This is a genomic window from Pediococcus parvulus, assembly GCF_964063155.1.
In the GTDB taxonomy this organism is placed as follows: domain Bacteria; phylum Bacillota; class Bacilli; order Lactobacillales; family Lactobacillaceae; genus Pediococcus; species Pediococcus parvulus.
Map to the genome: position 1 here is coordinate 921,810 of NZ_OZ061292.1, position 12,592 is coordinate 934,401.

The following is a 12,592-nucleotide window of genomic DNA, read 5'->3' on the forward strand; positions in this document are numbered from 1 at the left end:
TAAAAATGAAAGTAGCTGTTTATAGTAAACAAGCAAATAATGCACAAGATGTAGCAGATAAACTAATTGAAAAATTAAAAAAAAACCATATTCCTATTGATCGTGAACGACCAGATATTGTGGTTACTGTAGGCGGTGACGGGACGTTGTTATCCGCATTTCAGTACTATCAAACTCAGTTGGAAAATGTTCGCTTTATTGGTGTTCATACTGGGCATTTAGGCTTTTATACTGATTGGCGTGACTACGAGCTTGATGACCTAATTTCGGCGATTAAAGCTGATAACGGGGAATGTGTGGGTTATCCAATCCTAGATATTGATGTCACTATGGTTGGTGAAACAATACCAATTCGTTATCATGCGGTCAATGAGTCTACAATCAAAAAAGTTTCGTCAACGCTAGTAGCAGATGTTTACTTTAAAGATCGTTTTTTTGAACGCTTTCGAGGTGACGGCCTTTGTATTTCAACACCAACTGGATCAACGGCCTATAATAGGTCAGTGGGCGGTGCAGTTGTTCATCCGCAACTAGAAGTGCTTCAAATGGCTGAAATTGCATCCATCAATAATCGCGTTTTTAGAACTTTAGGCGCTTCTATTATTTTAGCACCTGACGAATGGATTACATTACGTCCGGCACATGGTGGGGACTTTAACTTCACAGCTGATCAAGTTAATATATTTGATGCACCAATTGAACAAATCAAATACCGAATTGGAGAACAAAAAATTAATTTCGCCAAATACCGGCATACTGATTTTTGGGGTCGCGTTCGAAACGCTTTTATTGGAGATGGCAATGAAGTTTAATTGGCAAGTAAACGTAGAAAGTCCGGAGAAGATCCGAACTTTTTTATATCAAAAAGGCATTTCACGGACTTTGTTAAAAGGAATTAAATTTCATGGCGGCAGTATCGAACTGAATCATAAACCAGCCCGAGTGATTGAAAAGGTTGACAATGGAGATTTGCTCACTTTATTCCTTCCTCCAGAGATTTCAAATGAGCATGTCTCAATTTCAAATGAGCCGATTGAGATTTGCTATGAGGATGATCATTTTTTGGTGGTTAATAAACCAGCGTATCTGGCGACGGTGCCTTCGCATCTATATGCCAACGACACTTTGGTAAATCGTGTAAAAGGTTATTATAAACGACAAAAGTATGAAAGCTTGGTTACTCATGTAGTGACACGGCTTGATCGAGATACTTCTGGATTGGTCATTTTTGCAAAACATCATTTTGCACATTCTGTGTTAGATAAAGAACTCAAAAAGCATCAAATTAAAAAAATTTATATTGCGATTGTACAGGGCCACATGCAGCAAACACATGGCCTCATTGATTTACCAATTGCACGTGAAGAAGGGTCGTTTATTCGTCGGCAGGTTGCTATGTTAGGAACGGGGCGCCGTTCGGTAACTGAATATTGGGTAACCAAATCATTGAGAGATGCGACACTGCTTCGTGTTAGGTTACATACTGGTAGAACGCATCAGATTAGGGTTCACTTTTCTGCCCTGCATCACCCTTTGGTGGGGGATGTTTTGTATGGTGGAAGTTGTAGTGGTTATATGCAACGTCAGGCGCTCCATTGTGCCTCAGTTTCATTTTTCAATCCCTTTTTAAATCGGCAAATTACAGTTTCAGCACCATTGCCAAGGGACGTAGTCGCCTATTTGGAACAAGAATCTCGTAGACAATAGTGTCGAGGAGGACGAATTATGACGGAAGAACTCGAACAAATTAAAGTGGCTTTAGAGGCTACCTTAAATAAACGGAGTCGAAAAAAGTTTCGTAGACTATTTTTGAGTTTACATGGCTACGAACAAAGTCAAGTTTTTGCCGAATTTGATGTCATGCAAAGAAAGTTAATTTATACGTTTTTAACACCTGAAGAATTGGCAAATGTTTTTGATGATACTGAAGAAGATCCCGTTGAAGCTAGTAAGTATTTGGCAGAAATGCCTTTACCTTACGTTGCACGTTTATTGGGCGAAATGTATACCGATAATGTGGTTGATATTTTAGCCGAAATGAGCCCAATTCAACGACGTAAATACTTAAATTTGCTACGTGGTGATGAGGCAAAACAGGTTCGTGATTTGATTCATTATGAAGATGAAACTGCGGGATCATTGATGACGACTGAGTACATTGCCGTTACTGATCAGCAAACAATCGGTAGCGCAATGCAACAAGTTAAACAGGAGGCTCAGGATGCTGAGCTGATTACTTATATTTATGTGATTGATGATCAAGGAATTCTAGTGGGGGTTCTCTCGGTTCGTGATTTAATAACTCATCAAGACGATGAAAAAATTGCTGATATTATGATCACGCGTGTTTTGGCGGTTGATGTTAACGAGGACCAAGAGACCATTGCTGAGCAAGTTCGTGATTATAACTTTGTAGCGATACCAGTTGTCAATGCGGCCGAAAAAATGGTCGGAATTATTACGGTTGATGATATTATTGATGTTATTGATGAAGAATCTGCCGAAGACTATTCTCGTCTAGCTGGTGTGGATACCGAGAGTATCTCCCATAATCCGTTCCAGACCGCATTAAAACGATTACCATGGCTAATCACACTTTTGTTTTTGGGGATGTTGACTGCAACTTTAATCAATCACTTTGAAGGACTGTTATCGGAAGTGAGCGTTTTGGCAATCTTCATTTCGTTAATTACTGGAACGGCAGGAAATGCAGGTACTCAAAGTTTAGCGGTCGCTGTGCGCCGGTTAGCAACTAATAACCATTTGAAAATTTGGCGGCTAATTCTAAATGAAGTTGCAACTGGTATTATCATTGGTGTGATCACAGGCATTTGCGTTTGGATAATGGTTGGTCTTTGGAAACAGAATCTTTTGTTGGGTGGCGTTGTTGGAGCTGCAATGGCAAGCGCAATTTTTGTTGCCAATCTAGCAGGAAGTTTGATTCCAATTGGGATGGAAAAGCTGGGTGTGGATCCAGCTGTCGCAAGTGGACCATTTATTTCGACTCTTAGTGATTTGACCAGTGTATTAATTTACTTCAATATTGCACAATATTTTTTGCAAATGTTTGTTAACTAAAAAAATGTGGACAGTTCATCGATTTCTCAATGGATTGTCCACATTTTTTTAGTTCGCTTAATTTTAAAGAACGCCAACGATGCGTGTACCATGAGCTTCATTAACGCTTAATTCTTGTGTGACATCTCTTACATTTTGTGCTGTAATTCCGCCACCAGGAAGAATAATTAAGCGGCCATTAGCTTGCTTGATTGTTTGTTTTAAATTTGTATAGTTATCAGTAATTGCCGTGTCTAATGCTCCACCGTGGGTTAAAATTCGATCAATTCCGGCATCTGCAAGCCAATCAATGGCCGCTGATTGCTTATCCGCTGGGATCGCATCAAAAGCCATATGAAAGGTAATCTGCATGCCACCTGCTGCCGCAATTAACATTTCTAAGGCATCGGTGTCTAGGCTGCCGTCTTTGTCTAAAGCACCAAAAACAACACCGTCAACACCTAATTCTTGAGCCTGAAACACATCAGCTTCCATAATTTTGAGTTCTGTGTCTGTATAAATAAAGTTACCGCCGCGGGGACGAATCATGGCCATTACGGGTACATGGTGTTCACTGGCATACTTTTGAGTTTCTGCCATAACGCCCTTGCTGACGGTCGTTCCACCAACTGCTAAGTTGTCGCATAGTTCTAATCGGTTGGCGCCAGATCGAATTGCAGATGGCACTTTGGTGAAATTTTCTAAAGCAACTTCTTTAATGATCATTGTTAAACTCCTTGAATTGGTTTTAGTTAAATAAAACGCAAACGCCTTCTGGAACCGCAACATCTTTTTCTAATAGACTAAGTTTTCCAGTTTCTTTTGATCGTGAAAAGAGGGTTGCATTGTCAGTATTTTGGTTGACACAAACCACAAAGCTTTCACTTGGGTCTAAAGAAAAATCGCGTGGAAAACTACCTTCGACCGAAATGTTTTGAATTAAGGAAAGGGAACCATCAGAACTAATTTTGAAAACAGCTAACGAGTCATAACCACGATTTGAAACATAGACAAAATGGTCATCAGAACTAATTTTAATAGCTGCAGCACCGTTATGAGCGTCCCAGGTTGCTGGAATGGTACTGATTGTTTGAACGTGACTGAATTTACCTGTTTGTTGATCGTAGTCTAAGACTTCCACTGCACTGCCAAGTTCACCAGCTAAATAGGCTTTTGAACCATGATGAGCGAAGACAATGTGCCGAGGGCCAAATCCCGCCTTTGTTTTGTAACGAGCAATTTCTGATAGCTTACCATCATCAGAAACATCATAAGTATAAACTTCATCAGTTCCCAAATCACAAACGACTAAACGATTATCCGGAGTTAAGTCGCTAAAATGGACATGAGCGCCATCAGCTTGTTCAGGTTTAGGACCTTTACCGGTATGAGTGACCACATCAGTTTGCTGCAAAGTGCCATCCGCTTGGATCTTGTAAACGGTTATAGTAGCCAAATGGTAATTGGAACTGTATACAAGTTGACGTTTCTCATCAACCGACACGTATGCAGGAGAATTTCCTGGGGTAACCGCATGTTGCACAACTTCAGCAGGTTCATGGTTAAGATCAATAGCTGCCAAACCACCATCTGTTTGTTTTTGATCAACTGTGTAAAGAAAATTACGATTAGATTTTGCGACGTAGGTTGGGTTACCAAGTTTGGCAACAAGTTGCAAATCTTTAAGTGATTTAGATTCTGTATCGAGGGTCATTTTATAGACACCTTGACTTGATTTTTTTGTATATGTTCCGATGAAAAATGATTTTTTCAAAATAAAGGCCTCCTTATATGCTCTAATACAAAATTATAGCACATTTTGAAAAATGACTGCGTGCGCTTCCATTTTCTTTATATCACGATTGGGACTATGCTACAATGTAAGCAACAATTGATTATGAGGAGAGGGTAAATATGATTACGTCTGAAGTTATTGAAATTGGACCTAATGCGATTGTGGAAAACGATCCGTTAGTCATTTTATTTGGACCAGAGGCGACAAGCAATTTGAAGGATGTGGCTGTGATTCAAAAATTTGCAAAACAGCCTTTAGAGCTCAATTTAAGACGAGGATCACAAATTAAGATTCGTGATCATACTTACAAAGTTACTTTTTGTGGGAAGTTGGTTAATGCTAATCTTCAAGGGGTTGGGCATGCCACCCTTTGTTTTGAACCTGTACCTGATACACCATTAGAAAGTGCCATATATTTGTCACCGGAAAAGTTCCCAGGATTTTCCGTAGGTGACAAAATAACCTATATCTCTTAAGGATCGCGTGGTGATTTTTTTGAAAACAACGAAAGATAATTGGCGTACTTGGTTTACCAAATTAGTTTTAAATAATCAAATTGTGGTTAATCTCATGATTATTTTACTGTTGCTGTTGATTATCCAGGTTTTTTCTAAAGTGACTTGGTTCTTCCAACCGATAAGTGATTTTGCTGATATTGTGGGATTACCAATTGTTTTAGCTGGGGTGCTGTTTTATTTATTTAATCCACTAATTGATTGGGTGGAAAAAAAGTTTCGTATTAATCGTGTCTGGACGATTAGTGGGTTGTTTGTGGTTATCATTTTACTTCTAGTCTGGGGAGTTGTGGCGTTAATTCCGGTGGTTCGCGATCAGGCAACGGACTTTCTAAAAAATTGGCCGGACTATTGGAATCATTTGGTTAATCAGTTAGAAATTTGGTTGAATGATCCACGAATGGGACAATTTCAAAAAGAATTTGATCAATTAACTAAGTCCACTACCAGTTCGTTTTCTAAATGGGCCAGTTCGATTGCTAATCACACTTTTACGTCAGTTAGTGGTGTAATTAGTTCGGTTACAAAAATTATCGTTGGGTTAATTACAATGCCGTTTATTTTATTTTATTTATTGAAAGACGGTCATCGATTACCCAAATATTTAGCACATTTTCTGCCCATCCAAAAGAGGAAAGGATTTATCGAGCTTCTTGATGAGATTAATGGAAAATTGAGTGGTTATATCCGTGGTCAGCTAATTGTGGCGTTTTGTGTTGCAGTCATGTTTTTCGTGGGATACGCGATCATTGGACTAAGATTTGCGCTAACGCTAGGAATTGCTGCAGGAGTCTTGAATTTGATTCCGTACCTGGGATCCTTCCTTGCAATGGTTCCCTCAATTGTATTGGCAGCATTTATTTCTCCATGGATGTTAGTTAAAGTCTTGATTGTGTTTGCCATTGAACAAACAATTGAGGGGCGGTTGATTTCACCGTTGATTTTGGGTACCAACTTGGCTATTCATCCAGTCACTATCTTAATCGTTTTACTAGCTTCTGGACGGATGTTTGGGGTTTTAGGAGTCATTTTTGGAATTCCCGTCTATGCAGTGGGTAAAGTTGTTTTAACGCATTTGTTTCGCTGGTATAAACGTCAAAATGGTGGATATGAAGAAAAGACTTAATTTGTAGACTTAAACGGGTTTGACCAAAAACTTGTTTAAGTCTTTTTATTCGGATCGGACCTCGGTCACGAGGCGTGGTATATTTAAGGGGCAGATTTTAACCAGACCATGAATTTGAGAGGAAATCGTTTTGAAAAAAAGAGAAAAAGGATTGCAATTTATCGAACAGCATCTGGATTTGTTTCAGTGTCCCGTGTGTCAATGCGGATATGAACGGGTAGAATCTGGAAGTATTATTTGTCCAAATGGCCATAGCATTGATGTTTCAAAAAAAGGTACTTTATATTTTCTTAATCATGCCGTAACCAGTGAATATGATTCCGAAATGTTGGCGTCTCGACGGCGCATTTTAACTGCTGGTTTATTTGATCCAATTTGCGAGGAATTTTCTCGGTATATGGGAGAAAATGAAATGATTTTGGACATTGGTTCTGGGGAGGGAACGCCATTAAAAAGAACCTTGTCCTTACTTAAAAATGCAACAGCAATTGGTTTTGATATTTCAACTGCGGGAATTAATTTAGCCACCCAACTGAATAGTGAGGCGTTTTTCTGTATTGCTGATTTGGCAAACTTACCGTTTAATCGTGCGCAATTTACGACGATTCTGGATCTTTTTTCACCCTCTGCCTATTCTGAATTTCACCGCGTGTTAAGACCTGGTGGTCAAGTTTTGAAAATTGTGCCAAATGCCAATTATTTAGGTGAGTTGCGCCAGTTGTTGTATGATAAATCTAGTCAACATGCAGTTTATCAAAATGATCAGGTTGTTGACTTATTTGAAAAGCACTTTCCTAATGCGCAAAGCAAACGGCTCACTTATACTTTTGAATTTGACGCGGATTTACTTTCTGATTTGATTCAAATGACACCTTTACATTGGGGTGCTACTCCAGAAACAATTAAAAAGGCCAAAAATTCAAAACTCGATCATATTACAGTGGATGTGACATTACTAAAGGGAGTCACAGCCTAAGTTAAAGGGATTTGTGAGTTTGCATTATCCATTTGTTGGTGTTAATATTTACTTAAGAAATCGGTTGCTGTTTGACATCGAGAGATCGTTGGCAAGCCGCAAGTTGTACTTCATTTAACGTAGAAGCTCGCCGTGCCTACACCGAGTGTCTACGCTTTTTTTGTTGTTTAGAGAAATTCATAGCTGTATGATAGCTTTTGAGTAGCTAATAATTAATGAGAGTGAGATAAAAATGACAAATCATATTGTGCTTTTTGAACCATTAATGCCTTCAAACACTGGTAACATTGCCAGAACCTGTGCAGGGACAGATTCTGTGCTTCACTTAATAAAACCGCTTGGTTTTTCAGTAGATGATAAGCATCTGAAACGCGCAGGATTAGATTATTGGAAAGATGTTGATCTGGTATACCATGAAAATCTTCCAGAATTTATTGAATCAGTACCAGATTTAAATAATTTATATTTGGTTTCTAAATTTGCAGATCATGATTATACCGATGTTGATTATTCCGATAGTCAACAAGATCATTATTTCTTGTTTGGCAAAGAAACGACAGGACTACCTGAACCTTTTATGCTTAAGTATCCAGAAAAAGCCATTAGAATTCCGCAAGATGATGACCATATCCGTGCTTTAAACTTGTCCAATAGTGTTGCCATCGTGATCTATGAAGCATTGCGACAACAGTCGTTTCCAAATTTACAACGGGTTCACCAGTATGAAAATGATAAACTCAAATAAAACGTTGAGTTAGCCTTAAAATTTACTAGAAAGGAGGATCACTAGTGGCTGCAAAGAAAAAATCAACGAATCGTCGAAAAAGAAGACGATCAAGCAAAAAAAAGTGGCAAAATTTTTTTGAGTCTAAATATTTTTTAGGCGGTGTCTTTGTTTTACTATCTTTAATTGGCTATTTCTCTCTGGGTTATGTGGGCATTTTGGTTACCAATATTTTTCGGTTATTTGTGGGAGATACTTTTCAATTTTTAATTGTGGTATTTGGACTCTATGGACTTATCCTATTATTTACCGGCAAAGAACCGAAATTGAAGGGACACGTTCATTATTTGACGGGTCTTGGCCTGGCCTATCTGGGAGTAATTCTGATTATGACAACTCGTTTCTTTGAACAAACTAATCAGCATAATCACTTCATTGTGACGACATGGCATGCTTTAGAGGACGCATTTAAATACGCTTCAATTGGTGAACCGGTTGGTGGTGGAATCATAGGTAGCGTCCTGTATACCATAACTGATTTTTGTTTTTCCGAAATTGGTAGTTTGTTTCTAGGCGGTCTCTTAGTGATACTGGGTGTTGCAATTTTCTTCGGTATTCCAATGGATAAAGTGTTGCAAACAATTGCTGTGGCAGTAAAGAAATCAGTAGTTACTCTTAAAGCTGGTTTAATGCATGGTGGGGAAGCTATTCAAAGTTGGTGGAACCATCGAGAAAAAAGATCAAAACAAGTTAGTGACACCCCTAAATCATTACCAAAGGCTCACGGAACGGGCAATACGATGACTGGTAAAGAGTTAATGGCAGAACAAACACCTGTTGTTAAGGAAATCAAACAACCGGATATTCGCATTGCGTCTGAGCATGAACAACCAAGGGCTAAAAAAGAACCTGTGTCGGAAGTTAAGGACGAAACAGCTTTTCAAAATACTGAGGAATTAGCTAATCCCAATTATAAATTGCCCAGTCCAGAACTTTTGACAACAATTCCTAAGACCGATCAAAGTCAGGAATATAAAACGATTCAAAAAAATACAAAGATTTTGCAACAAACCTTAACCAGTTTTGGAGTGAAGGCTACGGTTAAAAGTGTTAGTTTGGGTCCTTCGGTTACTGAATATGAGTTACACCCAGATATTGGTGTTAAGGTGAGCAAGATTGTCGGGTTGGCGGATGATATTGCATTGGCACTAGCAGCTAAAGACATTCGAATTGAGGCACCAATTCCAGGTAAATCACTAATTGGAATCGAAGTTCCTAATACAGAGATTTCAACGGTTTCTTTCAGGGATATTATTGAATCTCAACCGGCGCACCCGGACGCAATCCTGCAAGTGCCAATTGGTCGTGATGTCTCCGGAAATTTAGTTTTGGCGGATTTGGTTCGTATGCAGCATTTGTTAATTGCTGGAGCAACTGGTAGTGGTAAATCAGTCATGATTAATGTGATCATTACAAGTCTTTTGATGAATGCTCGACCAGATCAAGTGAAATTTATTTTGATTGATCCTAAAAAAGTGGAGTTGGGAATTTATAAGGATATTCCACATTTATTGACACCCGTTGTGACAGATCCGAAAAAAGCAGCACGAGCCTTGCATAAGGTGGTGGCCGAAATGCAGCATCGTTATGATCTGTTTGCCGAGAGTGGCCAAAAGAATATTAAGACTTATAATCAATATATTTCCGAAGAAAATAAAAAAGATGGAAAAAATCGGCCACATTTGCCATACATTGTGGTTGTGGTTGACGAATTAGCAGATTTGATGATGGTGGCACAAAATGCGGTAGAAGATGCCATCATTCGATTAGCACAACTTGCACGAGCGGCAGGAATCCATATGATTATTGCGACTCAGAGGCCATCAGTTGATGTTGTGACTGGACTGATTAAGGCAAATGTTCCATCTAGAATTGCATTTGCTGTTGCGAGTGGCACAGATTCTCGGACGATTATTGATTCAAATGGCGCTGAAAAGCTGCTGGGGCGTGGCGATATGCTTTATTATCCAATGGGAAAGAGCAAGCCTGAGCGGGTCCAAGGTGCATTTGTGTCGGATAAAGATGTGAAGGCCGTTGTTGAATTTGTGAAAAAACAGCAGAAGGTTTCGTATGATGATGCGTTGATTGTGACAGACGAGGAAGCCAGGATGGATGAGCAGTCAACAAGTAATGAAAAGGACGAGTTGTACGATGAGGCAGTTGCTTTGGTGACGGAAATGCAAAAGGCAAGTACCTCGATGTTGCAGCGGAGGTTTAGAATTGGTTATAACCGAGCGGCAAGAATTATAGATCAGCTAGAGGCAAATGGTGTCATTGGTCCGCAGGATGGTAGCAAGCCACGGCAGGTGTTTAATAAAAAAGAGTGAGCGAGATAAAACGATAAGCCACAAAATATAGCGTTGCACCGAAGGCGGGAGAATTCCCGCGGTAGGTGTGGCGCTATATTTTGTGGCTTATCGTTTTATCGAGCTGTCCTGAGATTAGCGAAAAATAAAAAATGAGGAATACCAATTAAATGGTGTTCCTCATTTTTTATCCTAATAATCCAAGTGAAGATATAGCTGTTAAAACGACTGAACCAACCATACTAATAATCATAATCCAAACCACAATCATCGTAACTCTTTGAAATGTACTCTTCTTTTTTTTCATAAGGCACCACTTTCCGAAATGTTACTCACTATTCTAACGTGTTCATTTTAACTTTTCAAATTTTTTTCAAAAATATCAAAAGATCACCATTTTTGATTGGTTTTACTTTAAAATTTTAAAAAAATCCCCACCAATCATCAACCAAAGTTTATTTTTATTTATGAATGCTGTTATACTAGTAATTACAAAGAATATTTTGATAAATATAAAAACGCTTTTTTATCATAAATATAATAAAAATTAAGCATTTTAAAATAGTTTTCGAAATTGGTGGTAGGTAGTGGTACAAAGTGGTAAACTAAATTTGTAATCGAGAGGAAAGGGGCAATTAGTATGTTCATGGGCGAATATCAACATTCACTTGATACCAAGGGACGACTAATTGTTCCTGCCAAGTTTAGGGAAGATCTTGGAACTGATTTTGTTATCACACGTGGTTTAGATGGCTGTTTGTTTGGCTATCCGCTGGCAGAATGGCAACACATTCAAGATAATCTAAAAAAATTACCGTTGAACAAACGAAATAATCGTGCTTTTGTACGTTTTTTGTTTGCAGATGCAACACAATGTAATTTTGATAAGCAAGGCAGAATTAATATTCCGAAACAATTACGTGAACATGCAAAACTTACTAAGAAATGTGTTTTAGTCGGTGTATCAAATCGATTTGAAATTTGGGATGAAGCCCAATGGAATGAAGTAACTGCAGATACAGAAGAAAATTTTGACGATATTGCTGAAAATTTAATTGATTTTGGCTTGTAGGAGTAAGAAAAATGAGTGAGTTTCAACATACAACTGTTTTACTAAACCAAGCAATTGACGAATTAAATCTCAATCCAGATGGTATTTATGTGGATTGCACACTTGGTGGTGGGGGTCACAGTCAGTTGATTTTAAGCCAATTAAGTCAAAAGGGTCATTTGTATGCTTTCGATCAGGATGTTGCAGCGATTGAATATAATCAAAGTCATTTGAAAGATTATTTAGATCGTAATCAAGTTACTTTTATTGAAGATAATTTTAAAAATATTACAAAAGATTTGGCAGAGTATGGCGTTCAACACGTGGATGGCATTGTCTATGATTTAGGAGTTTCATCACCCCAATTGGATGACGCTAGTCGTGGTTTCAGTTATCAACACGACGCACCACTTGATATGCGCATGGATCAATCTGCTGAATTAACCGCTCAAATTGTGGTTAATCAATGGTCATATGAATCATTAGTGAAGATTTTCTTTCGATATGGTGAAGAACGCTATTCTAAACAAGTTGCTCGTGAAATTGAACGACAACGAGAAATTGCACCAATTCAAACAACTGGCGAACTAGTTGAACTTATAAAAAAAGCAATTCCGGCAGCTGCACGTCGTACAGGAGGACATCCTGCAAAGCGGGTTTTCCAAGCTATTCGAATTGCGGTTAACAATGAATTAGGTGTTTTGGAGACTTCTTTAGAGCAGGCCTTGGATCTGTTAAAGGTTGGCGGAAGAATTAGTGTGATCACATTTCAATCATTAGAGGATCGATTGGTTAAAAATATTTTTAAAGAACAAGCAAATTTACCTGAACTTCCTCAGGGTTTGCCAGTTATTCCCAAAGAGCTTGAACCCCATTTTAAATTGGCTACCCGAAAACCCATTTTACCTAGTGAGGACGAATTGGCACATAATCATCGCGCTCATAGCGCAAGACTCCGAGTTATTGAAAAAATAAAATAGGG

13 protein-coding genes are annotated in these 12,592 nt (G+C 38.6%); 10 read left to right on the forward strand and 3 right to left on the reverse strand.

The window, feature by feature from the left end; translation table 11 throughout:
* Positions 1-5 precede the first annotated feature (5 nt).
* The 3 genes from AB3217_RS04520 to mgtE are packed head-to-tail and all read left to right on the forward strand — an operon-like array spanning position 6 to position 3,078.
* Positions 6-812 (forward strand): NAD kinase, encoded by an 807-nt coding sequence (locus tag AB3217_RS04520; RefSeq protein WP_057784619.1) that lies wholly within the window; start codon positions 6-8, stop codon positions 810-812.
* Positions 802-1,707 carry an RluA family pseudouridine synthase gene (locus AB3217_RS04525; RefSeq protein ID WP_068805433.1) on the forward strand — a complete coding sequence of 302 codons (906 nt, stop codon included), beginning with the start codon at positions 802-804 and terminating at the stop codon, positions 1,705-1,707. Before AB3217_RS04520 ends, AB3217_RS04525 begins: the two co-directional genes overlap by 11 nt.
* A gap of 18 nt (positions 1,708-1,725) precedes the next feature.
* Positions 1,726-3,078 (forward strand): magnesium transporter, encoded by a 1,353-nt coding sequence (gene mgtE, locus AB3217_RS04530; protein ID WP_057784621.1) that lies wholly within the window; start codon positions 1,726-1,728, stop codon positions 3,076-3,078.
* A 63-nt stretch (positions 3,079-3,141) separates the two neighbouring features.
* Here the strand turns inward: mgtE and AB3217_RS04535 are convergent, their stop codons facing one another.
* Entirely contained in the window at positions 3,142-3,783 is a 642-nt protein-coding gene (locus AB3217_RS04535; RefSeq protein ID WP_057784622.1) for a copper homeostasis protein CutC, read from the reverse strand.
* Between the two features lie 22 nt (positions 3,784-3,805).
* Positions 3,806-4,831 (reverse strand): lactonase family protein, encoded by a 1,026-nt coding sequence (locus AB3217_RS04540; RefSeq protein ID WP_057784623.1) that lies wholly within the window; start codon positions 4,829-4,831, stop codon positions 3,806-3,808.
* A 140-nt stretch (positions 4,832-4,971) separates the two neighbouring features.
* Between AB3217_RS04540 and AB3217_RS04545 the strand changes: the two genes are divergently transcribed.
* The 5 genes from AB3217_RS04545 to AB3217_RS04565 all read left to right on the forward strand — a co-directional run bounded on the left by AB3217_RS04545 (position 4,972) and on the right by AB3217_RS04565 (position 10,580).
* Positions 4,972-5,328: a PTS glucitol/sorbitol transporter subunit IIA gene (locus tag AB3217_RS04545; protein WP_057784624.1), complete on the forward strand. Its 357-nt coding sequence runs from the start codon at positions 4,972-4,974 to the stop codon at positions 5,326-5,328.
* Positions 5,329-5,422: 94 nt separating this feature from the next.
* Positions 5,423-6,493 carry an AI-2E family transporter gene (locus tag AB3217_RS04550; protein WP_367366119.1) on the forward strand — a complete coding sequence of 357 codons (1,071 nt, stop codon included), beginning with the start codon at positions 5,423-5,425 and terminating at the stop codon, positions 6,491-6,493.
* A 130-nt stretch (positions 6,494-6,623) separates the two neighbouring features.
* On the forward strand, positions 6,624-7,469 hold the full coding sequence (locus AB3217_RS04555; protein ID WP_057784626.1) for a methyltransferase domain-containing protein: 846 nt from the start codon (positions 6,624-6,626) through the stop codon (positions 7,467-7,469).
* A 232-nt stretch (positions 7,470-7,701) separates the two neighbouring features.
* Positions 7,702-8,214: a tRNA (cytidine(34)-2'-O)-methyltransferase gene (locus AB3217_RS04560; protein WP_367365725.1), complete on the forward strand. Its 513-nt coding sequence runs from the start codon at positions 7,702-7,704 to the stop codon at positions 8,212-8,214.
* 44 nt (positions 8,215-8,258) lie between these two features.
* Positions 8,259-10,580, forward strand: coding sequence for a DNA translocase FtsK (locus AB3217_RS04565; RefSeq protein ID WP_367364961.1), 2,322 nt, complete (start codon positions 8,259-8,261; stop codon positions 10,578-10,580).
* Positions 10,581-10,746: 166 nt separating this feature from the next.
* On the opposite strand, the gene AB3217_RS04570 is transcribed toward AB3217_RS04565, so the two are convergent.
* On the reverse strand, positions 10,747-10,866 hold the full coding sequence (locus tag AB3217_RS04570; protein ID WP_084254242.1) for a DUF4044 domain-containing protein: 120 nt from the start codon (positions 10,864-10,866) through the stop codon (positions 10,747-10,749).
* A 333-nt stretch (positions 10,867-11,199) separates the two neighbouring features.
* Between AB3217_RS04570 and mraZ the strand changes: the two genes are divergently transcribed.
* Together mraZ and rsmH are read left to right on the forward strand one after the other, a co-directional pair.
* Positions 11,200-11,631: a division/cell wall cluster transcriptional repressor MraZ gene (mraZ, locus tag AB3217_RS04575; RefSeq protein WP_057783945.1), complete on the forward strand. Its 432-nt coding sequence runs from the start codon at positions 11,200-11,202 to the stop codon at positions 11,629-11,631.
* Between the two features lie 11 nt (positions 11,632-11,642).
* Positions 11,643-12,590, forward strand: coding sequence for a 16S rRNA (cytosine(1402)-N(4))-methyltransferase RsmH (rsmH, locus tag AB3217_RS04580; protein WP_057783943.1), 948 nt, complete (start codon positions 11,643-11,645; stop codon positions 12,588-12,590).
* Positions 12,591-12,592 lie beyond the last annotated feature (2 nt).